The organism is Clostridium sp. J1101437_171009_A5 (assembly GCF_015547905.1).
Classification (GTDB): Bacteria; Bacillota; Clostridia; order Oscillospirales; family Oscillospiraceae; genus Pseudoflavonifractor_A; species Pseudoflavonifractor_A gallinarum.
This window is the reverse complement of the sequence record NZ_JADMVY010000001.1, coordinates 68,843-92,274: the sequence shown is the minus strand read 5'-3', so window position 1 is coordinate 92,274 and position 23,432 is coordinate 68,843. Positions and strand designations below refer to the sequence as shown.

Here is a 23,432-nt window from a genome sequence, read left to right as displayed (position 1 = left end):
AGGGAGCCGCAGCTCCCGGAAAGGGGAAAGGGATATGTTTGATCTGGACCGCCTGTTCACCAAGTCGGATCTGATCCCTGTGATCATTCAGGAGGCCGACACCAAGGAAGTGCTGATGCTGGGCTTCACCAACCGGGAGGCGGTGGAGCGCACCCTCCAGACCAGGACGGCCTGGTTTTGGAGCCGGAGCCGGAAGAAGCTCTGGAACAAGGGGGAGAGCTCCGGCCATTTCCTCCGGGTGCAGCGGATGATCACCGACTGTGACACCGACACACTGCTCTACCTCTGCAAGCCGGTGGGGCCCACCTGCCACACTGGGCGGGAGAGCTGCTTTTTCAATGAGATACCAATGGAACCACAGGAGGGATAAACCATGTGCGAGAAAGACGTACTGGAGAGATTATACGAGGTCGTACTGGAGCGCAAACGCAATCCGCAGGAGGGCTCCTATACCTGCTATCTCTTTGACAAGGGACTGGACAAGATCCTGAAAAAGGTGGGTGAGGAGTCTGCCGAGACCATCATCGCCGCCAAGAACGGGGTGGCCCCCGAGACGGTGGGAGAGATTTCCGACCTCATCTATCATCTGATGGTGCTTCTGGCGGCCCAGGAGATCCCGCTGGGCGCCGTGATGGAGGAGCTGGACCGGCGCAGTCAGAAAATCGGCAACCTGAAGCAGTTCCACACCGTGGATCGGGAGACTTAAGACAAAGAGAAGCAAACAGCGGGGGACGGCTTGCCGTCCCCCGCTTTGGTATGTTTTAAATGGATGCTCTGTAACAGCCGGAACAGCGGCGGGCGGAGCGGTGGAGTGCGGCAAGGACGGAGAGCAGGGTGTCGTCCATCACTCCGGTCTGTGCCAGCCCCAGGGAGCGCTGGAGCCACATGACATTGCGGACAGAGGCACCGGTGTGCAAACCGGTGGCGGGGCAGCGTTCGATTCCGGAGAGAGCGGTGGAGAGCTCCAGAAAGAGCCGCTGGGCATGGGCGCACTCCGGGCAGCGTGTCCCGGGGGGAATCGCATGGTACACAAGATCACCTCCTATCGGTAAGGTCAGGGGCTGTTTGTACCGGGCTGGCCCTGCTCCCCGACAAATGAGGCCAGGGGGAAGAGGTTTCCGTCAATGATGACGGTATCGCGGATGCCCTCATAGGCGCGGTAAAGGGCGGTCCAGGTGGCGGAATCCACCGCCCCGGTGGCCGGCAGACCTACGTGCCGCTGAAAGGCCATCACAGAGCGCCGGGTGCTGTCACCATAGATGCCGTCCTGTTCCACCGCGGGGACATCGGGGTAAAATTCCGAGAGCACGGTGAGCATGTATTGCAGTACCTTGACGCCGTCGCCCTGGCTGCCCAGGGTGAGGAGCCCGTCGTTGAGATTTTGCAGCTGGAAGCTGTAAAAGGTCTGTCCCTCGCTGACCAGTTCGGACAGGTCGCGGATTCCCACATAGAGATAGACCAGTCGATACCAGGTGGCATTCCCCACGACGCCGTCCGGGGTGAGTCCGAAGATCTCCTGAAAGCGGATGACGGACTGTTCCGTGGAGGGGCCGAAGATCCCGTCCACCGGCTGGATACGGGGAATGGCGGGATAATCTCTGGCCACTTGGTTGAGCATGGTCTGGAGCTGGACCACGTCGGGGCCCTGGGCTCCCTGCCGGAGCGGAGCGCCGGGATAGGAGTACTGGATGCCCAGAATGGGCGCGTTGCTGACCAGCTCGATGTTGTCGCCGTAATAATAGCGGAGAATGTCCATGGTGTCATAGCCCTGTTTGGCCAGATCCTGGCTGCCCCATTGGGAAAGGCCATCGCAGGTGGTGGTGGTGCCGTTGCAGAATTTTGCGGCCAGAGGTTCCACATAGCCGATCCGGCGGATGTAGGTATTGAAAATCTCGTCCACGATCTGGTCGATATTCTCATAGGTGTTGCGTCCATGGATGTATTTTTGGTCGTACGCGGTGGAAGAGGTGATGTTAAACGGATAGCCCTGGCTGGGGTAGTACTCGGTATAGACCCGGTTGAGGGCGTAAGAGATGATAGCCAGGATATTGGCCCGGAGCGCTGCGGGCTCCCAGGTGGGGTAGATCTCACTGGAGGCCACATTTTTTACATAGTCTGGAAAGGAGACCGTGACATTTTCGGCGTCTGACCCGGGAGGGCCCAGATGCACGGTAATATATTGCGGGATGTACGGGAGTACGGTGGACGGCATGGCGTTCACTCCAATCGAATCAAAGCTCTTGGGGGGTGATCTGGGCGGTGTCGGTATTTTGGTGGTTGGGCAGCGTGAGGGGGAGAGGGGTGAGTTCGATCTCCTGGATGGTCTCCGTACCGGGAAAGACCTGTACCCCCTGTATGACATGGTATTCGTATCCGGGGGCCTCCGCCCAGATATTGCACAGGGCATAGGGGGTTTCTCCGCCGGGACTGGTACCCTGGGACTGGCTGGGTGTCGTAAGGCGGACGGGGGCGGTCTGACCGTTTGCGTCGGAGACCCGGACGGCCAGCAGAGTCTGCCGCTCATTGGCGGCGCCCTGGGTAAAGGCCACGGTGGCACCCTGGATCGGGAGACGGGCCTGGGAGGCGTAAATACGGGTGATGATGGTTCCGATGGAAGCCAAAGCGCATTCCTCCTTTTTCTTTTTCAGTGTATGGAAAGGCCGCTTCCGATGTGTCAAAAATTTTTTGAAAAAAGGGCTTGCCAAAAGGAGGAAAGATATGCTATATTATATAAGCCGTCTGGTGAGGCGACGAAATCCGGGTGTGGCGAAGTTTGGTATCGCGCTTGAATGGGGTTCAAGAGGCCGCTGGTTCGAATCCAGTCACTCGGACCATCGGAGTATCCTTCGGGGTACTCCGATTTTTTATTTTCCAAATTGTTCTGTGATAGTTGTACGGAAACGTGCAACTTTTTGCTTATTTCCCTCTATTTGTAAAGAATGATTTTCTTATACTTTCAAAAGGGGGAATAACTATTGTACTATAAGCAATGTTTCGGTACAATACAAAAGGGTGCCAGACTACCAAGCTGGGTCAAATGGACACATCATTCAGAAGGAAAAACTCACTGTGAAGAATGTCTGAAATTAGATGGTTGTTGGTTTCAGAAAGAAAAAGCCCCACCTTGTCCACATAATCCTTATTGTCACTGCACATTAGACCCGATTCCTTATGCTTTGGTTTTGATGAATGCAACATCATATAGCGATTACAGCAAATTTGATCCCTATCTATTTGACCCAGAAAATACATATAGGCATGGAAAAAATCGAGCATTTGAAAGTTGGGGCTATTCTGTTTCCGATTCCATGTGGCTTAAGAATGAAATTGAGAAACAGGCACTTGAAAAATACCTATCCGGTGACTATACGTTAGGAAAGTTGGATAAACGAGGCCAGCGAATTAATATCAGAGTTACGATTCCCAGAAAAGGCGAATCAGGTAGCGTGTCATTTATTACTGGATGGATGATTATGCCGAACGGAAAACTCAAATTGAATACGCCGTATGGGGGAAAATAAAATGAAGATGATGGACTGTGTAGAAGTGATTGTAGAAAAAGACAGCTATGCAAAAGAAGGCGTTCACAAAGGAATGCAAGGGGTCGTCTGGGAAGAGGAGCCAAAAGACGGTTGCTGGGTCGTTCTCTTTCCTCAATGTGGAGATAAGGAAGATATTGCAGATCTCTACATGAAAGAAGAGGATCTGAAATTGATCCCTGTTATGTCCCCAGATGTGAATGAGCAAATCAAGGCGCAGTTTGATGCACTAGAAAAAGAGAAAAAGGCAGAGGGTATTTCCAATTATATGATTTGATTGGATAAAGCTCTTGCTTGCTGCTTGCAAACCATTGATATTACTGGATTTCCACAGATCCTTTAATGACACTCGGACCATGCGGAGTATCATTAAAGGATCTGAAAAGGTCTGCTGATGATACTCCGCATTTTTTATTTCCAAATCTACATAGCGATCTGTGTGGGGGCGTAGCTTAGTGCTACGCCTTTTCTCGTTTCCAAAAGAATGTCCCGCTCGGGGATTTTCCGGCGATCCGGCACCTCAAAGGATCCAATGCAGTTTTGGTGATTCTGTTCTCCTTGACCGCAGGATAAACCTCGATGTACTGAATGAGCTCGGCAGCCGTGCGTTTGGTGATGGAGCTATTTTAAAAAAAGCTTAAAATTTGTTAAAGCTGCCCGCAAATCGACGGGAATATGCTATAATAGGCTAAATTTTGCGGCCAAGGCCGCATGGGAGGTTGTTATGAACAAAAAGATTCCCCCGCTACACAGCTTGACATGGCTGTGGTGCAGCTTATTCGCATACAGCGTGCTGTTTGGGTTACTGCAAAAACTTTTGTCTTCTGTTCCCGGCTTGCCGGAGGGTATCGTGCTGCTCCTTAGCTGCGCGGTGGCATCGGCGATCCCCCTGCTCTGGTCCTCACTAGTGAGCGGCGAAGCCCCTCACTTCTCTTCCCAGAAGGCCTCTTTGGGCACGCTGGTTTTTCTCATAAGTGTGGCGCTGAGTGGAAATCTTGCCGTCATGGTACTTACTCCGGTTCTAGAGCGGGTGTGGAACCTGGTTGGCTTCACCGCCCAAGCGGCGGCAGTGGGAGAAGAAATCGCCACACCGCTGCTGGCAATATATATTTGTATAGTCGGTCCTGTCCTTGAGGAACTGATCTACCGAGGAGTGGTGCTGCGCCGCTTGCTGCCAGGGGGTGCGCGGCAGGCCATTTTACTGTCGGCCCTGTGCTTCGGGCTGATGCACCACGATCTCTATCAGGGGTTGTCCGCCTTCTGGTGCGGATTGATTTTCGGCTATGCGGCCCTGCACTACGGATTGGGGACGTCCATCGGACTGCACATCGCCGGAAACAGCATTGCTGTGGCGCTGCCGCTACTGCGCCAGGCGGGCACTCCTGGTGCCCTGGCTACCTTGGCTCTGGTGTTTGTCTCGGTGGTGATCGCAGTGACAGGAGGGATCCGCCTGCTGCTGAAAAGACGGGGACGGAAGCGCGAGAGAAGTCAGGCCGGCGGGAGTAGCGGCGTGTGGAGCAATCCCGCCCTGTGGATGCTGCTGGCCTTTGACACGGTTTATCTCGTTGTGGCCTCATTTACTCACCGCTGAAGTAGTATTTGGATAAAAGCCTTGCTTACAAGCCGTTGATATTACTGGATTTTCACAGATTCTTGAATGCCACTTGGACCAATCGGAGTATCCTTCGGGGTACTCCGATTTTTTATTTTTTAAATTGTTCTGTGATAGTTGTACGGAAGCGTGCAACTTTTTGCTTATTCTCTCCTACTTATAAAAAGCGGGATTTTTATAGATTTTTTATAATAGCCAGACCAAAGGGGAAGTCCTCACGGGATTTCCCTTTTTGTTTTGTGAAGTTCCATACCGAACATCTCGTTTGTGTCCGGTTTGACGGAAAAAGGATGTTCTGTCTGCGGTGTGGAGACATGCCGTCTTTTCATAGATATGTTGGATGGTTTCCCGGGAAAATCATTTGCAGAAGTGTGTGTGACATGGTATACTAATCAATTGGAATGGAGTGACCTGACCGGCACCTGCGGTGCGGTTCAGGCAGGGAAACAAACATAAGCGAGCGTGATATGGATGCGGAAGCAAAATGTGTCGGGAGCGGTGATCCGGAGATTGCCGCGGTATTACCGGCATTTGAATGAACTGAACCAGGCCGGCGTGGTGCGGATCTCCTCCAGCGCCCTGGGAAAGTCCATGGGACTGACAGCCTCCCAGATCCGGCAGGACCTCTCCTGCTTCGGGGAGTTCGGGCAGCAGGGCTACGGCTATAATGTGGACAATCTGCTCAATGAGATCGTGGATATTCTGGGCATGAACCGGGGCCATACGGCGGTGATCCTCGGCGTGGGAAACCTGGGGCGTGCTCTGATCGAGAATTTCAACTTTGGCTGGAGCGGATTCCATCTCAATGCGGCATTTGACGTGCGTCCGGAGGTCGTGGGACAGATCATGGCCGGGACGCCGATTTTTCATATAGACCAGCTGGAGAACTATTTGCGGGAGCATCCCGCCAGTGTGGGCGTGCTCACCGTTCCCCGCAGCATTGCGGAGGAGATGGCGGACCGCTTGGTTAAATCCGGTGTGAAAGGAATCTGGAATTTTACGAATACAGAGCTGAATATCCGGGAAGAGGGAATCTTCATTGAGAATGTACATTTCTCTGACAGCCTTCAGACCCTGAGTTATCTGATTTCGGAGGATGCATGAAGCGAGCGTGGGCGTTTTTACTGATTGCGGTGGTCCTGATCGGCAGCGGCCTGGCCTATGCGGCGGGCGGCTCGGCGGAGGACCCGCTGGTCTCACTGAGTTTTTTGAACGGGACGTATCTGCCTGACGTACTCTCGCAGGCAGAGAAACGGATCGAGACCCGCACGCAGACCACCTATGACCAAGTCTTCCAGGAGCTGAATCAGGCCTACCAGGAGAATCTGGCCGAGGCGGGCGGAAGCAGCGGACTGCGGGATGACCGCTATAAGGAAGGGGATGTGCTCTCCGTTTCCACGGGATCGGGGCTGCTCTTCCTGGCCGGGGAGGCAGCTGTAACCTACTCCGCCGGTGCGGTAGTGGATGTGACGGCGGGGAATGTGGTGCCCTCCGGGCAGCGGCTCACCCCGATGCACCGCTATCTGGCTGCGGAAGGGACCTCTGCCGTGGTCTCCATCGTGAGTGAGACGGCCGTGGTCAGTACCGAGGGGGTAGTCACCCTCTCGCCCAGCGCAGCCACCGACTACAATGCCCTGGCGGAGGCGCTCCAGCAGATGGGTATGTTTGCGGGGACCGGGACGGGATATGGCTCCGGGTATGACCTGGAGAAGATCCCCACCCGCATTGAGGGCCTTATCATGTTCCTCCGCATGATCGGTGAGGAAAAGCAGGCCCAGGCCTATACCGGTGCGTGCCCCTTTGTGGATGTGCCCGACTGGTGCCGCAGCTATGTGGCCTACGCCTATGAAAAGGGGTATGCCGCCGGCGTGGGGCCTACTGCGGAGGGAAAGCCCGCTTTTGGACCGGAGCGGACCATCGGCGCGGGGGAGTATCTCACCTTCCTGCTCCGCGCCCTGGGATATCGGGACAGCGGCAGCAACCCGGACTTCACCTGGCAGACGGTTCTGCCCAGAGCGCGGGAGCTGGGTGTGATCACACCGGGCGAGTACACACTGCTGAGCAGCAGTACGTTTCTGCGGGCCCATGTGGCATACCTCTCCTACTTCGGGCTGGATGCCACCTGTAAGGAGGGCGGAACCCTGCTGGAATCTCTGAGCGCCTCCGGCGCACTGGACGGGGAACAGGTCAAAGCGATCCGCAGTCAGGTCACGGTAAGCCGGATCGCCTAATAGCAAGCCACTGGCGTGGAGTGCTCACAGGAGCGCTCCACGCCTTTTTCTGTCTCTGCACCATCTGCCCCCGCCGGCATAGTATGGACTGTGGCCGACAGAGTCCCGAGGGCATCGGACCACCACAATTTTTCAGGAGGTACTCATTATGGGTTGTAACAATGGTTTTGGCGGCGGCTGCCTGTGGATCGTGCTCATCATCATCGTTCTGTGCTGCTGCTGCGGCTGTGGCTCCGGCTCCGGCAATAGCTGTGGCTGCGGTAACTGCGGCTGCAACAACAATAACGGCTGCTGCTGAGCGGCAAAAAGAGACTCACTTCTGTACGATAGCCGGTAACGGCAGCCCCACGGCGGAGGCCTCCGCCGTGGGGCTTTTTCAAAAAAATCAATTTTTTTGAAAAAAGGGCTTGCAATCTGTCGGAGAGTGTGCTATTATAACTAAGCTGTCAGCGACGAGGGATCGCGAAACGGTATGCGGCTGTAGCTCAGCTGGATAGAGTGTTTGGCTACGAACCAAAAGGTCGGGGGTTCGAATCCCTTCAGCCGTACCAAAAAGGCTCTGGAACGCAAGTTCCAGAGCCTTTTTGTCATATGCGGTTGAGCCACCAGACCCCCAGATTGAGGTATGCGGCAAAGATCAGCCAGAGCAGATAGGGGATCTGGAGGAGTGCGGCCGTGTGGTCCAGCGGGTAGAAGAGCGCGATCATCCAGGCCACCAGGCCGATGAGCAGCAGGATCCAGAAAAAAGCGGGCAGCAGCCATCCCCAGCGGAAGAAGAGCAGGGGCCACAGGAAGTTTACCAGCAGCTGAAGCGCATATAGGACCAGGGCCTGTTCCCGCCCCGGGAGCTTACTTCGCCAGATGCGGTAGGCCGAGTATCCCATCAGAAGGAAGAGGATGGTCCATACAATGGGAAAAACGGTACCGGGCGGGGAGAGGGGCGGGTGCTGCCAGACCTCATAATGTTCCATGCTGTTCCGGGTCAGGAGAGCGGACAGACCGCCCACCAAAAGCGGGATGGCCAGGTGTGCAAGAAGAGCTTCCCAGGATGCTTTCATGGCGATACCTCCGATCAAGATGGGGCATTCATGCAAAATTTATGTCAGGGATAAGAGAAACAGAACGTGGTATGCTGATTTAGGATAGCCCGATGGGATACGCCCTATGTATCCGGGCAGCAAATGGGCAGATGTTTACAAAATGTCCCTTGATTTCGCATGGGAGGTTCTTTATCATCGTAACAGCGCAGTGTGCGCAGACGAAAACAGAGGAGGATGGGCATGGAGCGACCGCTGGTCAGCATTATTGTGCCGGTTTATCGGGTAGAACGGGAGATTGCGCGGTGTCTGGAGAGTATCCGGACACAGAGCTGGGAGAAAATAGAGGTATTGCTGGCCAATGACGGAAGCCCGGATCACAGTCTGGAGATCTGCCGGCAGTTTGCCGAGCAGGACAGCCGTTTTCAGGTGCTGGATCTGCCCCATCGGGGCGTTTCTGCCACCCGAAATACCGCTATTTCCAGAGCGAGCGGGAAATACATTCAGTTTGTGGATGGGGACGACTATTTGCCTTCTGACGCCACGGAGTGCCTGGTGCGGGCAGCGGAATCCACCGGTGCAGATCTGACGGTGGGCCACTTTTACCGTGTCTCGGGGGAGCATATGGCCGTCAGGGGGCATATTAAGAAGCGCTGTGTTCTGACACTGGGCGAATACGCCACGGAGATGCGAAAGGCGCCGGCCAACTATTACTATGGTGTGCTCTGGAACAAGCTATACCGGCGCAGCATCATCCAGCGGGAAGAGCTGAAGTGCCCGGAAGGGCTGAGTTGGTGCGAGGACTTTTTGTTTAACCTGGAATATCTGCGGCATGTGCGCCTGGTGGCGGCAGTACCCCATCCAGTCTACTATTACGTGAAGCGCCCGGAGAGCCTGGTCGTGACACAGGCCACGGTACGCAATACCATTGAGATGAAGCGGGTCACATTTTCCTACTATAAAAAGCTCTATCAGGCGCTGGATCTGTACGAAAAGCAGAAAATGCAGGTCTATGGCTACCTGATCTCCGGGGCGGTAGACGGGATCACACTTCCGGATTTCCCGGCCCGCCTGAGAGAAGTGTTTCCCGCGAAAAAGCCGCGTGGCAAGACACGGCGGGGACGCACCCGGACCAGGACGAAAATGCGGCTATGGGAGTAGGGGAGCTGTACGGAGAACAGGATTCCTCCTGGATTCCGCGGGAGAAGCATAAAGCCGGAGCATCCATATTATAGATGCTCCGGCTTTCGTAATAGAGGAGGGGAGCCGATGGTTAACCGCCCAGAGTCACATCCTGCTCTTGATACCATTGCAGCGCCTGAGCGAAGTCCTCTACTTGAAAATCAGGCCAGAGCCGATCCACAACAAAGAAATCCGCATAAACGGACTGCACCGGCAAAAAGCCGGATAATCGGCGCATTCCGCCCCAACGGATCACCAGATCAACCCGTGAAATATCATGGGAATGAAGTTCCCTGCAAATGTTCCGGCGATTTCTGCCGGGATGATCTAACCCGGCGAGATCCCATTCCCACCCATAGTTCACCAGAAAATTGACACGAGTGCCGCCGCCATTGAAGTCGGTTCGCGTGGTATATGGCAAGAGTTCGTTCGGAAATGTAGAGGCATCTTCGTCGCCCACGACAAGGAGTGAAACAGGTTCCGATGCGATCAGATTTACTGCGTCAACACAGGCCTTGGAAAAAGCCTTGACTTGTTCCGGAGGTCGTCCGCAGTTATCGGTTGTAAAACCATAGTAAGTGATTTCCTGGATCCCTGCATCCTTTGCCAGTCTCAACAGATCCAAGCCAGGCTTCAAACCGTGGGCATAGCCTTCCTTCTTTTGTAGTCCTGCATATTTGGCCCAACGCCTGTTTCCATCTGGAATAATTCCGATGTGCTTTGGAATTCGCATATCATCACCTTCTTTTCTCTAGTATTTACCTTTTCTTCCATCATGATACATGGAATAAAAGTGACTTTTACAGAGTATACAGGGGATCCAGGTTTTGAAGGAGAAAAAGACCGCCGGTACATACCGACGGTCTTTCTGTTTTGGTCCGAGTATCGTGATAGGGATTACTTGGAATTTTATCATGGCTTGATGGGCCCTTGAAGATGCGGGGGAGGAGTTAGTCTCCAAAGTACCGGTAGAGGAAGGTGACCACCTGGCTACGGGTGCAGACCATGTTGGGGGAGAAGGTGTCCTTCCCGGTGCCGCTGGTGATGCCCTCCTTCACGGCCCAGCTCACCGGCAGAAAGTAATAGGAGGTGCTGCTGACATCCCGGAAGTCTGTTCCGTCCATGACCACCTCAGTGGGGAAGTGGCTGCGCCACAGGAAGGTGACCACCTCGGCCCGGGTGCAGGTCTTGTCAGGGGAGAAGTGGCTCTTGTCGGTACCGGAAGTGATGCCATACTCCGCCGCCCAGAGGACGGCGTCCCGGAAGTAGTCGTCGTTCTCCACATCCACAAAGGGATTGCTCTGAGCGCGGGCGCTGGACTCATCCAGGGAGAGCGCCCTCCACAGAAGGGTGACTACCTCGGCCCGGGTGCAGGGGCGGTTGGGGGAGAAGGTGTTGGCCCCGGTCCCGGTGGTAATGCCGTTCTCCACCGCCCAGACCACCGCGTCGTAGAAGTAGTCGTCAGAGGAGATGTCGTCGAAGAAGCGGACGCTGTCGGGCTTCTGAGAAACGGTACCGTTGGTGGATGACTCGTTCTTGTCGCCGGTAGATGGCTCGTTCTTGCCGCCAGTGGATGGCTCATTCTTGCCATCAGCAGTGACGCTCAGGTCCTTGCCCGGCTCCACCTGCTCCGTCCAGGTTTTGCCGTTTTCATAGGTCACGGTGACTGTGCCGCTCTCCCCGCCGGAGAAGCGGACGGTATCGCCGGTCCGGTTCACTCGGACGCCGTCTTTGGCAGTGCCAGAGAAACGGGTAGAGACAGTGCCGTTTTCCCCCTCGTAGGCACAGGTGATGGTCAGTGTTCCTTCGCCGGTGACATGGACGCTGTCCAACCCCTCCTTCAGGGTGAGGTCGGTGCTTCCGCCGTCGGCGTCGATGGTGTAGAAGGTCTCGTCGTCGGCAATCTCCGCCTGAGCCGTGAGGCTGGACAGACTCAAGGTGCCCTGGCCGGAGACCCAGGCGGCGTTGAGGCCCTGGAACCGGTTGGGATCAAAGACGGTGATATCTAAGCCTCCGTCCTTCAGGGTGGAAAAGTCATAGCCCGCAATGCTAATCCAGATATCATCCTCCTGCTGCATGGGGTAACTCCGACTGGTAAAGTAGGTGAGACCGTATTTCTGGAGTACATCATCTATCAGGGACCCGCCTTGGACTTTGAGCTCCCCCTCGCCGCCTCTAAACTGTTCCCGATAGACCCAGAAAGGATCACTGCTCTCATAATTGTAGATGAGGATATAGCTTCCGATGATATCAGGATGATTGGGGTCGTATACATCGATGCGCATGTTGCCCTTTCCATCCGGTTCGGCGGCATAGGCGGCCAGGGCGTGGACATAGTCTGACGCGCCCTCCTGGGGCACCGAGATGATGACCACCGGCATAGCACCGATACCGCGCTCATAAGACTCCACTGCATCGATGAGCCCCGTCAGATCCTCCCGGTTCTCTTTTCGCTGGCGGACGATACTGTCGAAATACTGCCGGGCCTGACAGGCCTTGATCAGGTCCAGGGCTGTATAGCCCTTCATAGACCCGGTCAGGGGGGTGTCCTTTTGGACCTGTCCGAGCTCGGTACAGCCGGAGAAACCGATTTCCCCGATGCCGTCGCTGTTGATGAGGGAGACCAGCAGGGACATGCCGACACACAGACCATCTCCGCCTAATGTATCCGACTTGGCTGCCTTAAAGATGGCCTTCGCCCGGCTCTCCGAATAAAACTGCTCCAGGAACGCCTGGTCAAAGGGACTGTTGGGATTGCCAAAGCTCCAGAGCTGAAGGGGGAAGGTCTCGCAGTTGTAGGTGAGGATCTCCTTCCCCGTGTCATCCATGATCCGGAACTGGATCTCTCGTCCACTGGGGAGGTAGCCACCCACGCAGTCTTCCGGTCTAAACACAAAGTCAAAGTGGTGGGACTCTGCGATGGAACTACTGGTGTAGTAGTGGATGGTATCGGAGCGCCACAGCTGTGCTCCGCTTTCCCGGTCCATCAGGACCACATAACCTGGGTCACTGCCGTGCTCGATACCCGCATCCTCTTTGATATAAATATAAACTTTTGACTGTGCACCCATCCACAGCGTATCCGTGTTCAGGCCGTTCTTTCCTCCTTCTATTCTGAATTCCACGTTCTTCACTTCGACCGTCACCGGGACGGTTACCGGACGGGTGAAGGTGATGGTTTTCCCGGTCTGGTCGTAGTCCCCGGTCTGGTCCTGGTAATAGGCCTGGATGGTGTAGGTGTAGGTCTGGCCCTCCTGGACCGACGTGTCCGTATACAGATTGTCGTACTCTCCCACCTGGCCGACGCGTTGGTAGCTGCCGCCGGCGGTCTTGCGCAGGATATAGAAGCCATCCACGGTGTGAGGTTTGTCCGGTACCTCCAGAGGCAGGGTCCAGGAGAGGGATACTCCCTCCTCCGTGCAGGTCGGCTCGTCCAAAATTGGAGTGGGGATAGCGCCGGAGGGGGGCTGGGTGGTAGAGCCGCCAGAGAGATCCATGCTTTTCAGAACGGGGTATAAGTAGCTGCCGCTGCCCATAGTCCATACGCTGTCAAAGTTAAAGCCGCCGAAGCTGCCGCTGTTTTTCATCTGGTCGGCGGTCAGGGAGCGGATGTTGTTGAGGGTGGGAGTGCCGTTGACCTTCTCATAGGCGGGCAGGTCGCCGGCCAGATAGTAGCAGTTGGAGGAGATACCCATAACTTCCCCAAATAGAGCGCCGCAACCATAAGCTCCGGCCAAAGCGCCGGCAGTGGCCGGGTTGTCCAAATGCACGTACCCCACGTTGTAACTGTTATCCGCATGGCCGTTCTCGGCGGTGATTCCCCCGACATAGGAGGCGCCATCGGCAGTGATATCGCCGCAGTTGAAGCAGTTACTGATGTTGGCGGTGGTAGCGGTAATACCGCCTAGTCGTGAGCGGGAGACGGCACCATTTCCCACCATCTGGATATCCGCGGCATTCATACAGGACTCGATTTCAGGTGTCCAAAGTCCGCTGACAATGCCGCCGATATTGGCATATTGGTCGTACTGAGTAATGGAGCCGTAGTTCTGGCAGTTGGAGATGGTCCCCTCTGCCATGCCGCTGATTCCACCGACATAAGTTGCATAACCAGAGGTTTCAATGGAGCCACTGTGGATACAGCCGGTGATGGTCAAATTACTGTAGTTGGATTGACCGATAATACCGCCTACCAGCGGCTCGTTATAGCTGCTACCCGCATTGGTGGAGCGGATGCTGCCTGCCATCCAGCAGTATTCTACCGGTTTTTCGTTGCTGTGATTTCCTACGATACCGCCGATCATATTGGCGTTGCTGTCGATATCCCCCTGAAAATAGCAGTTGGAGATGGTGGTGTCACCTTTGGCATAAGCGACGATGCCGCCAATGATTCCTGACCACTGATTTTCATATTGCGCGTGGATGGAGGCATTTTCGATGCCCAGATTCCGGATTTCTGCTCCGCTACTTCCGGCAGCTGTATAGGAGAACAGGCCGTTGACGCCATTCAGGCTGGAGATCACATGGCCGTTGCCCTCAAAAACACCGGTAAAGGTCGCTTCGGAATCGTTGCATAAGGGAGTCCAGTCATAGCCGGACAGATCAATGTCGGCCATCAGAATGTAGTTGCCGTTGGGAGCGTCTGAGATGGCCAGCAGGTCAGTGGCGGTGTACACGCCGGTGTATCCGGTGGGGACCTTCGTGACCTGGGAAACCGGTACGAGAAAGTCGTCCAGCACCGGTGCGGCGAGTTTGGGGGAGCTTGCCGCCTCCGCTTTCGGCACCAGCCTGCCCAATGGCGTACACAGCCCCAGAGCCAGGGCCAGTGCGGTCAGAATGCTTAGGATTCGTTTTTTTCTGTCTCTCATGTTCCTCTCTCCTTCTCTCATGTTCTGCAGGTCCTCCCCAGTGTCTCCAGCGTCTCCGCCGTTTCCTCTGCCCCCAGAGCCTGGGCGCTGGCGGGCAGATGGGTGAGCCAGCCGTGGAAGGCCCGGCACAGGTCGGGCTCCTTCACCTGGACGGAGCAGAAGCCATCCTGGAGCGGGAAGCGCTCCGTGGTAAAGAAGCCCACGCCCGAGCGCTGGGAGGTGGTCATGCTCAGGTAGTCGGGGAAGGTCCCCGGCGACAGGATGCGGCCGGTGATGTCCCCGCTGCGGATGTGTCCGGCCAGGGCGTTCAGAAGCTGCCGCCGTACCTCCGGCGGGAAGGGGGCCACAAAGGCCACCGGGAAGTCGTCCAGGGAGCCGGTTTGGCAGAACCGCTCCACGGTTCGCAGCTTTCCAAATCGCTTCCGTGCTACACCCTCCAGCCGGTCGTGGAAAGGCAGTTCGGCGCGCAGATACTGGCCAATGGTGGCCTCATCATAAAACCGTCCGAAGCAGGGTTGATCCATGATCATGTAGAAACCATCCATATCGGTGCAGCCGTCATAGGACTCCAGGATCTCTACCGGATCGGAGGTGTATTGGATCAGGGGATGGCACCGCTCCAGCAGGGTCTGAAAGTGCCGATGATAACCCTCTACCTGATCTGCGCCCCGTAGGAGCATAGCCTGTCCGCCATCCTCGGAGAGACAGACCACGCAGCTGTGGGTGACCAGAAAATAGGGGTAGGGATCGGTGTACCGGGCGGTCAGGGTATTATCGTAGTAATAGTAGGGGTGGTAGTGCCGCTTGGACAACAGGCAGATGGGGAAGATACTGCAAAAGCACTTTAAATTATGGAGATTGATGTCCTCCAGAGAGCCGGAGGCATCAAATGCGATGATCTGACGCACATCTGCTCCCATACGGCCGTCCAGATACCGGCGCAGCAGCTCCCCGGCCAGGAAGGCGTCGGTAGGGGGGACCGTGAGTTCTACCCGGGCGTCCGGTCGGGTGAGCTCTTGAGAGAGCACCAAGCGCAGTAAAGGCTGCACATTGGTGGTGCCGGTAAAGATGGACCGCTGCCCGGCATAGCCATCCAGGTCCAGCAACAGCCGGCTCTCCTCGAAGGCCGGTGGAGTGAAGTCCAGTTCGGCCAGGTCAGAAAACATCCGGCCCACCATCTCCCGAGAACGGCGGATGCCTTCTTTTTCAAACTGGGCGTCGTAATAACCGCGCAGCCGGCTCTCCTCTCTCAGGGTTAGGCGCAAGTGGTAAATGAGACTGTCCAGAGCGGCATAGGGCAGTACCCGCTGACCGGCCAGAGTTTTGGAGAGAGCCGTTCGCTCTACACCGGAAAGCCGGGACAAGGCAGAGATTGACATCTGCTTTATTTCCAGCAGTTCTCGGAGGTATTGACTGAATAAGAGCATGCCTGTCCCCCCTAAAAGATTAGAATTGAGATTAAATTCAGTATAGCACAGGGCCTTTTGAAATGGTGTGCACGATGCTTGTTTTTTCTTTGCACAGTTTGAAGCTCAGTTTCCTCTTCTGAGAGATCTGGCGCTTGCCGCAGCCCTCGGTAAGGTGACGGCCGGAACCAGTACTGTGTGCTGCAAGGGGCTGACCAATATGAGAGAAGGCGTAGCATTCATGCTACGCCTTCACACAGAGTGCCGTATAGATTTGAATATAAAAATGCGGAGTATCATCCAAAGAACATTTTGGATCCTTTCATGATACTCCGCATGCGTGAATGGTTTGTCCACCGGAGATATCGGGGCACATACATTCACTTGGCAACCTGTTCGATGTGGGACAGATGTTCCTGCATCAGTTTGCCGGCCCGCTCAGAGTCGTTTGCCCGCAGAGACTCAATTAATGCCCTGTGGTCCTGTAAGGAAGTGTTCAGCAGGTTTTTGCCGAACTGCTCCTTTACAAACCGCTCATAGACAATGCGGATGGTATTGAAGGAGATCATCAGCAGCTCATTGCCAGTAATCCGGGCCAGAGTAGAGTGAAACTGAAAATCCAGCTGGGTCAGAGTCTCCGGATCATCCCCATGTTTCTCCATCTCGGCCACAATGGACTCCAGCTCTACAATATCCTCCCGGGCAGCTTTCTGCGCAGCTAACTGGGCCACTCCTACCTCTACAATCCGCCGGTACTCTATCATATTTTGGGGCTGGGTATATTGAGCAATGGCATCAAAGTTCATAGCATTGCGCCGATCTGACTCTTTGCTGACACAAGTGCCTGTCTTAGTGCGGGTAATCAAGTGCAGCGTTTCCAAGGGCGCATAGGCTTCCCGCAGAGTGCTGCGTCCGATATTGAGCTTCTTGCACAGTTCGTTCTCGTTGGGAAAAGGGTAACCTTCGGGCAGTGCCCCGGAGAGAATAGCTTCCCGCAGTTTCTCAAACAGCTCCTCTGAAATAGCCCTCCGACTGGTGACGGTGAGATGGGAGAACACCTCGGAGGGAGAAAGGGGAGAGGTCTGCGGCTGCTGTACCTGGTTCATACAAACACTTCCTCATTTAAACACGGCCGCCCGCACCAGAAACAGGGGCGGGCACGCAGAAAAACAGTTTCATTTATTTTTTATTATACCTGTTTGTATGACATCATGCAATTTGAAAATAGCCGTCGATTTACACAATTTTCACAGATGCTATTGGCAATATGACTAAAATTATAGAGCCGTTAAATTAATGTTTGACATTTATGATAGATGTGATAATATTATTGCATGAAGTCAGACAACATATGTCAGAGGAGCTGAGGGATGTGACGTTGAGAAGCAGCACCAATTTGACCGGGACGGACAATGGGCTGTGCCGCTCCCTGTACAAGGCCATGGGGTATTCCGAGGAAGAACTTACGAACCGGCCTGTCATCGGAATTGCAAACTCTTGGAGTACCTTGGTTCCAGGCCATTACAACCTGCGGGAGCTGGCCGACTTTGTGCGCAAGGGGATCTACCGCGCAGGGGGAACGGCGGTGGAGTTCGGAGTTATCTCCTGTTGTGACGGGATTGCCAACGGCCACGAGGGGATGAAGTATATTCTGCCTGCTCGTGAGGTGGTATGCAATTCGGTAGAAATCGAGGCCCAAGCGCACCGACTGGATGCCCTGGTGCTGCTGGCCTCCTGTGATAAGATCCTGCCTGGGATGCTTATGGCTGCGGCCCGATTGGATATTCCGACCATTGTGGTCACCGGAGGAGTAATGCAGGGAGGCGGAATGTTTGACGGGCGCAAATCAGATGCCACCTCCAATGATGAGGCCGCCGGCATGTACCATGCCGGACGCATTACCGCCGCTCAGCTGCGGGCCCTGGGAGGATGTAAGCTGTCCAGGCTGTGGGTCCTGTTCCTTTTTGGGCACGGCCAACACCATGGCCTGTGTCAGTGAGGCTCTGGGAATGAGCCTTCCGGGCAGTGCCCTTATCCCGGCCGTCTGGGCTGACCGGCAGCGCAGCGCCTATGAGGCGGGCATCCGGATCTGTCAGCTGGTGGAGGCGGGGATTACCCCTCGAAAAATCCTGGATGAAAGGGCCCTGCGCAATGCGGTGCGGGTCGTGTAGGCCATCAGCGGCAGCACAAACGCAGTGCTTCATCTCAGCGCGGTGGCCTATGAGGCGGGATGGAGCGGAAGTGTCATGGATCTTTTTGATCAGATGTACCACACTACGCCCCATTTGGTAAAGGTGAATCCTGCGGCGGCCTATGATATGGAGGAGTTCCACCGTGCGGGTGGGATTCCACGGCTGATGGAACGGCTGGGTGATCTTATCGACTCCACCGCCCTCACCTGTACCGGACAGACGGTGGGGGAGAACTTGAAGGGGTACCACTACCTCTTCCCGGATAACCCGGAGCTCATCCGCACACGGGAGACTGCCTATGGCCTCCACGGGGGTGTGGCGGTGCTCCGGGGGAATCTGGCCCCCCACACAGCGGTTACCAAGCCGGGGGCATATGGACCTCATTTACAGCGATTCCGCGGAAAGGCCCGCGTGTTTAACCAGGAGGAAGCAGCGAACGAGGCTATTCTGGCCGGGACTGTTCAGCCAGGCGATGTGGTGGTCATCCGCTATGAGGGGCCCAAGGGGGGACCCGGTATGCGGGAGATGTACAGGGCTATGAAATTCCTCTATGGTCGAGGGTTAGCCGAGCAGACGGCCTTAGTCACCGACGGACGGTTTTCAGGCACCAACAATGGCTGCTTTGTGGGGCATATCTCCCCCGAGGCCGCCGAAGGGGGGCCTATCGCTCTGGTAGAGGACGGGGATGAGATTGTCATCGACGTGCCCGCCGGACGGTTGGACTTGCTGGTAGAGGAAGATGAGCTGGCTCGCCGCCGGGCCAAGTGGACACCCCCGCCGGTGCAGGCCCCCAGAGGATATTTACAGTGTTATGCCCGTTGGGCCTCCTCGGCGGCCCAGGGCGCGGTCATCCATTGTGGAGAAGAGGAGGTAGAACGATGAAACAGGCAGCAGACATCCGGCATGTCGTATTGGCGGGATCCGGGGTGATGGGGGCATCCTTTGCCCAGATTTTTGCGGCCCATGGCTATTCCGTCACTCTTTACGACATTGCCAAGGAGGCGTTGGATAAGGCGGCCTCCCTCATCGCCATCAACCAAAAGGCCATGGTGGACCAGGGGGCCCTTACCCAGGAGGAGTCCAGGGACTTGGTGCAGCAGATCTGCTACACGACCGAGAAAGAGGTATTTACCCGTGCAGACTTCGTGCTGGAGGCCATTGTAGAGAAGATGGCGGTGAAGCATAGCTTCTGGTCTGAGGTATCCGAGCTGGTGGGAGAGGATGTCGTGCTGGCCACCAATACCTCCGGCCTCTCCATCTCTCAGATTGCCCAGGCCGTGAAGCATCCGGAGCGCTTTGCCGGGATGCACTGGGTCAATCCACCCCATCTCATCCCCCTGGTGGAGGTCATCGCCGGGGAGAAGAGCAGCCCGGACTGTCTGGAGACGATTCGTTCTCTGGCCCTCCGCTTGGAGCAGCACCCGGTGATGGTCCACAAGGATCCGCCCGGCTTTGTGCTCAATCGACTCCAGTATGCACTGCTGCGGGAGGCCTGCCACATTGTGGAGGAGGGGTATGCCAGCCTGGAGGACGTAGACAGCGTGATGAAATACGGCCTGGGGATGCGCTATGCCTGCTTGGGCCCCTTTGAGACCGTGGATTTTGGCGGGATCGATGTCTTTTACAATGTGGGCAGCTATCTCTTCGGCCAACTGTGTAACGACACCTGTGTGCCTCGAATCATCCAGGAGAACTTTGAAGCGGGCCGACTGGGAGTCAAGAGCGGTGCTGGTTTCCACGACTACAGCGGAGATAAGGCGGCCAAGGCCATCGCCAAACGGGATGCGGAATTTCTCAAACTGTCTCAGTGCCTGTTCGGAAAGAGAGAGGATGTATGAACCAGTATACTTACAAGGCGGCCATGGATGGGAACACAGCCGCTGCCCACGTGTCATACTTCTTCACCGAGGTAGCGAGTATTTTTCCCATCACCCCTTCGTCCCCCATGGCCGAGCAGGTGGACGAGTGGGCAGCGTCCGGACGTAAGAACCTATTTGGACAACCTGTCCGAGTGGTGGAGATGCAGAGTGAGGGAGGCGCTGCCGGTACCGTCCACGGCAGCCTGGGGGCGGGTGCCCTGACCACCACCTACACCGCATCTCAGGGGCTGCTGCTGATGATCCCCAACATGTACAAGATTGCCGGTGAACTGCTCCCGGGCGTGTTCCATGTATCTGCCCGGACCTTGTCCGCCCATGCCCTGTCCATCTTCGGAGATCATTCCGATGTGATGGCCTGCCGCCAGACCGGCTTTGCCCTGCTGGCTTCTGCCAGTCCCCAAGAGGCGATGGATCTGGGAGCGGTGGCCCATCTGTCAGCAATCAAGGGACGAGTACCGTTCCTCCACTTCTTTGACGGATTTCGCACCAGCCATGAGATCCAGAAGATTGATGTGATCAAAGATGAGGCATTGGCGCCTCTGGTGGATTGGGATGCCATCCGGGCCTTCCGGGCCAGGGCCCTTAACCCAGACCATCCCTGCACCCGGGGCACTACGCAGAACCCAGACATCTTCTTCCAGCAGCGGGAGGCATCCAATCCCTTCCATAATGCGGTGCCCGGTATCGTTCAGGGCTATATGGACCAGATTTCCGCACTTACCGGCCGCAGTTACCACTTATTTGACTATTACGGAGCGGAGGAGCCCCGGGACATCATCATCGCCATGGGATCGGTGTGCGGTGCCATCATGGAGACAGTGGACTACCTCAATGCACAGGGGGGCAAGGTAGGTATGGTGGCGGTACGCCTTTATCGGCCCTTCTCGGCCGAACACCTGCTGGCGGCCATTCCCCCTTCGGTCGAGCGCATTGCCGTGCTGGATCGGACCAAGGAGCCCGGGGCAACCGGGGAGCCCTTGTACTCCGATGTATGCAATGTCTTTTACAGAGCAAACCCCGATATGCGCATCGTAGGCGGCCGATATGGTCTGGCGTCCAAGGATACCACTCCCGGTCAGATCCTCTCAGTCTATGAGAACTTGGCCAGCGACCAGCCCAGAAATGGTTTTACCATTGGTATCGAGGATGATGTCACCCATCTCTCTCTGCCCATGCTTCCTGACCCGGATCTCTCTGTCCCAGGGGATTTTGCCTGCAAGATCTGGGGCCTGGGGAGCGATGGAACCGTCGGGGCCAATAAAAACAGTGCCAAGATCGTGGGAGAGGCCACCGACCTGTATACCCAGGCCTATTTTGTCTACGACTCCAAGAAGTCAGGGGGCCTGACCCAGAGCCATCTGCGTTTTTCCCACAGACCGATCCGGGGTTCCTATCTGGTTACCCGGGCTGACTTGGTGGCCTGCCATACCCCTGCCTACCTCCGAGTTTATGACATGACTGCTGACCTGAAGCCTGGAGGCACCTTCCTGCTCAACTGTCCCTGGACCGACGAGGAACTGGAATGCCACCTGCCCGCTTCGTTCAAGCGGGGGCTGGCGGAGAAGAATGCCAAGCTCTGCCTCATTGATGCTGGAGGGATTGCCCAGCGCTTGGGACTGGGAGGGCGAATCAACACGGTGCTCCAGGCGGCCTTCTTCCAGCTGGCCGGCTTGTTGCCCATGGACCAGGCGGCCCAGTTGATGAAGCAGGCCATCTACAAGACCTATTATAAAAAGGCGGGGCAAAAGGTAGTGGATCTCAACTGCGCCGCTGTGGATGCGGGGCTCAGCCAGCTGCGCAGCTTTCCCATTCCGGAGCACTGGGCCCAGGCTGAGGATGTACCTGTCCCTGTGCGCTCCGTCCCGACCTATGTAGAGAAAATGGCCAGTGTAATGAATCGTCAGCAGGGCGATCGCCTGCCGGTGAGTGCCTTTGTGGGGATGGAAGATGGCTCCTTCCCGCCAGGAAGCACTGCCTATGAGAAGCGGGGCACCGCCTATCAGGTCCCTTGCTGGCTGCCGGATCACTGCATCCAGTGTAACCGGTGTAGCCTGGTCTGTCCCCACGCGGCCATCCGTCCCTTCCTGCTGAATCAGGAGGAGGAAGACAAGCGCCCCGACACCTTTGTGACCCTGTCCGCCCGGGGCAAGGGATTGGAGAAATATACCTACCGGATTCAGATCTCCCCCTTGGACTGCACCGGCTGCGGCAGCTGCGTCAATTGCTGCCCGGCCCAGGAAAAGGCCTTAAAACTGGTTCCTCTGGACCAGGCCCGGGAAGAGGATGCCAACTGGACCTACGCGGTAGAACAGGTGCAGGTGAAAAAGGACGCGGTGAGTGCCGCCAACGTAAAGTCCAGCCAGTTTGCTCAGCCGCTCTTTGAGTTCCCCGGAGCGTGTGCCGGCTGTGGGGAGACCCCCTACATTAAACTGCTCACCCAGCTATTTGGGGATCGGATGTACATTGCCAACGCCTCGGGGTGTTCCACCGCCTACGGCGGTTCCACGCCATCGACCCCCTATACCACCAACCGTGAGGGCAGGGGACCGGCCTGGGCCATGTCTCTGTTTGAGGATTGTGCGGAATATGCCTATGGTATGTTTCTTGCGGCTCAGCAGGAACGGGAGGCCCTGGGCGAGTCGGTTCGGGTACTGGCTCAGGCCGGTATAACAGAGGCTCAGGCCTACTTGGATACCGATGCCGCTCCCGCCGCCTCCGACGACCTGTTGGATGCCCTGGAGGGAGCCCAACTCACCGGGGAGGCCGCCCGTGCCGCCCAGACTGTGCTGGAGGGCCGATCCTATCTGGCGCGGAAATCGGTGTGGGCCTTTGGAGGAGACGGCTGGGCCTATGACATTGGCTTTGGCGGCCTGGACCACGTGCTGGCCAGCGGAGAAAATATCAACATGCTGGTGCTGGACACTGAAGTCTACTCCAATACTGGCGGTCAGTCCTCCAAATCTACCTCTGCAGGGGCAGTGGCCAAATTTGCCGCCGCCGGGAAGGAGACCGGCAAGAAGGATCTGGGACGGATCGCCATGAGCTACGGTTATATCTATGTGGCCCAGGTGGCTCTGGGAGCCGATCCAGAACAGTGCCTGCGAGCCATGCGGGAGGCGGAGGCCTATCCCGGCCCATCTCTCATCATTGCCTATTGTCCCTGCATCGAACATGGCCTCAAGTGCGGCATGGGATGCAGCCAGCAGGAGATGAAGCGGGCAGTGGAGGCGGGTTACTGGCATCTCTACCGCTACGATCCCACACGGGCCCAGGCGGGGAAGAATCCCTTCCAGCTGGACTCCAAGGCACCCACCGGCTCCCTGGAGGACTTTTTGCGGGGAGAGAATCGGTATGCCTCCCTGGCTCTTCGCTTCCCGGATCGAGCCCAGCGCCTGGAGGAGAAGGCCTGCCGGGATGCCCGGGCGCGCCGGACAGCCTATGAGATCCTGTCTCATCCCGAGACATAACCACGATTGGTTCCACCG

21 protein-coding genes, 2 tRNA genes and 1 pseudogene are annotated in these 23,432 nt (G+C 56.4%); 16 read left to right on the top strand and 8 right to left on the bottom strand.

The genetic code is table 11. The features are described from left to right. Positions 1–34 precede the first annotated feature (34 nt). Entirely contained in the window at positions 35–370 is a 336-nt protein-coding gene (hisI, locus tag I2C21_RS00570) for a phosphoribosyl-AMP cyclohydrolase (RefSeq protein ID WP_101693354.1), read from the top strand. 3 nt (positions 371–373) lie between these two features. Then, positions 374–706, top strand: a complete 333-nt coding sequence (gene hisE, locus I2C21_RS00565; protein WP_101693353.1) for a phosphoribosyl-ATP diphosphatase — start codon at positions 374–376, stop codon at positions 704–706. Between the two features lie 55 nt (positions 707–761). On the opposite strand, the gene I2C21_RS00560 is transcribed toward hisE, so the two are convergent. The 3 genes from I2C21_RS00560 to I2C21_RS00550 are packed head-to-tail and all read right to left on the bottom strand — an operon-like array spanning position 762 to position 2,621. Further along, positions 762–1,031, bottom strand: a complete 270-nt coding sequence (locus I2C21_RS00560) for a hypothetical protein (RefSeq protein WP_195278244.1) — start codon at positions 1,029–1,031, stop codon at positions 762–764. A 23-nt stretch (positions 1,032–1,054) separates the two neighbouring features. Then, positions 1,055–2,212, bottom strand: a complete 1,158-nt coding sequence (locus tag I2C21_RS00555) for a peptidoglycan-binding protein (protein WP_101693351.1) — start codon at positions 2,210–2,212, stop codon at positions 1,055–1,057. A 19-nt stretch (positions 2,213–2,231) separates the two neighbouring features. Next, positions 2,232–2,621: a spore cortex-lytic protein gene (locus I2C21_RS00550; protein ID WP_101693350.1), complete on the bottom strand. Its 390-nt coding sequence runs from the start codon at positions 2,619–2,621 to the stop codon at positions 2,232–2,234. 136 nt (positions 2,622–2,757) lie between these two features. Here I2C21_RS00550 and I2C21_RS00545 point away from each other — a divergent pair. The 8 genes from I2C21_RS00545 to I2C21_RS00510 all read left to right on the top strand — a co-directional run bounded on the left by I2C21_RS00545 (position 2,758) and on the right by I2C21_RS00510 (position 7,933). Then, positions 2,758–2,834: transfer RNA gene (locus I2C21_RS00545), tRNA-Pro, on the top strand. Between the two features lie 141 nt (positions 2,835–2,975). Further along, positions 2,976–3,521, top strand: coding sequence for a DUF6883 domain-containing protein (locus tag I2C21_RS00540; protein ID WP_195278243.1), 546 nt, complete (start codon positions 2,976–2,978; stop codon positions 3,519–3,521). 1 nt (position 3,522) lies between these two features. Beyond that, entirely contained in the window at positions 3,523–3,816 is a 294-nt protein-coding gene (locus I2C21_RS00535; protein ID WP_193537463.1) for a hypothetical protein, read from the top strand. A 447-nt stretch (positions 3,817–4,263) separates the two neighbouring features. Continuing rightward, positions 4,264–5,130, top strand: a complete 867-nt coding sequence (locus I2C21_RS00530) for a CPBP family intramembrane glutamic endopeptidase (protein ID WP_016147931.1) — start codon at positions 4,264–4,266, stop codon at positions 5,128–5,130. A gap of 492 nt (positions 5,131–5,622) precedes the next feature. Beyond that, the gene (locus I2C21_RS00525) at positions 5,623–6,255 is read left to right on the top strand and encodes a redox-sensing transcriptional repressor Rex (protein ID WP_101693349.1); all 633 of its coding nucleotides are present in this window, start codon (positions 5,623–5,625) and stop codon (positions 6,253–6,255) included. Continuing rightward, positions 6,252–7,382, top strand: coding sequence for a hypothetical protein (locus I2C21_RS00520; RefSeq protein WP_101693348.1), 1,131 nt, complete (start codon positions 6,252–6,254; stop codon positions 7,380–7,382). Before I2C21_RS00525 ends, I2C21_RS00520 begins: the two co-directional genes overlap by 4 nt. A gap of 148 nt (positions 7,383–7,530) precedes the next feature. Further along, entirely contained in the window at positions 7,531–7,680 is a 150-nt protein-coding gene (locus I2C21_RS00515) for a hypothetical protein (RefSeq protein ID WP_180956877.1), read from the top strand. A 176-nt stretch (positions 7,681–7,856) separates the two neighbouring features. Beyond that, a tRNA-Arg gene (locus tag I2C21_RS00510) sits at positions 7,857–7,933 on the top strand. 36 nt (positions 7,934–7,969) lie between these two features. On the opposite strand, the gene I2C21_RS00505 is transcribed toward I2C21_RS00510, so the two are convergent. Then, positions 7,970–8,440 carry a TspO/MBR family protein gene (locus tag I2C21_RS00505; protein ID WP_195278242.1) on the bottom strand — a complete coding sequence of 157 codons (471 nt, stop codon included), beginning with the start codon at positions 8,438–8,440 and terminating at the stop codon, positions 7,970–7,972. A 222-nt stretch (positions 8,441–8,662) separates the two neighbouring features. Between I2C21_RS00505 and I2C21_RS00500 the strand changes: the two genes are divergently transcribed. Further along, complete coding sequence (locus I2C21_RS00500; protein WP_101693346.1) at positions 8,663–9,580, top strand: glycosyltransferase family 2 protein; 918 nt, start codon at positions 8,663–8,665, stop codon at positions 9,578–9,580. 112 nt (positions 9,581–9,692) lie between these two features. On the opposite strand, the gene uppS is transcribed toward I2C21_RS00500, so the two are convergent. The 4 genes from uppS to I2C21_RS00480 all read right to left on the bottom strand — a co-directional run bounded on the left by uppS (position 9,693) and on the right by I2C21_RS00480 (position 16,981). Continuing rightward, positions 9,693–10,334, bottom strand: coding sequence for a polyprenyl diphosphate synthase (uppS, locus tag I2C21_RS00495; protein ID WP_195278241.1), 642 nt, complete (start codon positions 10,332–10,334; stop codon positions 9,693–9,695). A 217-nt stretch (positions 10,335–10,551) separates the two neighbouring features. Beyond that, positions 10,552–14,469 carry an S-layer homology domain-containing protein gene (locus I2C21_RS00490; protein ID WP_195278240.1) on the bottom strand — a complete coding sequence of 1,306 codons (3,918 nt, stop codon included), beginning with the start codon at positions 14,467–14,469 and terminating at the stop codon, positions 10,552–10,554. Positions 14,470–14,486: 17 nt separating this feature from the next. Next, complete coding sequence (locus I2C21_RS00485) at positions 14,487–15,833, bottom strand: hypothetical protein (RefSeq protein WP_195278239.1); 1,347 nt, start codon at positions 15,831–15,833, stop codon at positions 14,487–14,489. A 422-nt stretch (positions 15,834–16,255) separates the two neighbouring features. Continuing rightward, positions 16,256–16,981, bottom strand: a complete 726-nt coding sequence (locus I2C21_RS00480; protein ID WP_193539301.1) for a FadR/GntR family transcriptional regulator — start codon at positions 16,979–16,981, stop codon at positions 16,256–16,258. A 266-nt stretch (positions 16,982–17,247) separates the two neighbouring features. On the opposite strand from I2C21_RS00480, the gene I2C21_RS17475 reads away from it, so the two are divergent. From I2C21_RS17475 to nifJ, 5 genes and pseudogenes are all read left to right on the top strand, one after another. Next, positions 17,248–17,874, top strand: a complete 627-nt coding sequence (locus I2C21_RS17475) for a dihydroxy-acid dehydratase domain-containing protein (RefSeq protein WP_353654754.1) — start codon at positions 17,248–17,250, stop codon at positions 17,872–17,874. Next, positions 17,762–18,241 (top strand): annotated as a pseudogene (locus tag I2C21_RS17890) (dihydroxy-acid dehydratase domain-containing protein); the annotation flags it as partial. The gene I2C21_RS17475 and the pseudogene I2C21_RS17890, both read left to right, overlap by 113 nt. Beyond that, complete coding sequence (locus tag I2C21_RS17885) at positions 18,233–18,949, top strand: hypothetical protein (RefSeq protein WP_502709452.1); 717 nt, start codon at positions 18,233–18,235, stop codon at positions 18,947–18,949. The pseudogene I2C21_RS17890 and the gene I2C21_RS17885, both read left to right, overlap by 9 nt. Continuing rightward, positions 18,946–19,905, top strand: coding sequence for a 3-hydroxyacyl-CoA dehydrogenase family protein (locus tag I2C21_RS00470; protein WP_195278238.1), 960 nt, complete (start codon positions 18,946–18,948; stop codon positions 19,903–19,905). Before I2C21_RS17885 ends, I2C21_RS00470 begins: the two co-directional genes overlap by 4 nt. After that, a complete protein-coding gene (gene nifJ, locus I2C21_RS00465; RefSeq protein ID WP_195278237.1) occupies positions 19,902–23,414 on the top strand; it encodes a pyruvate:ferredoxin (flavodoxin) oxidoreductase in 3,513 nt (1,170 codons plus the stop codon). The genes I2C21_RS00470 and nifJ overlap by 4 nt, the downstream gene beginning before the upstream one ends. The last annotated feature ends 18 nt before the right edge of the window (positions 23,415–23,432 follow it).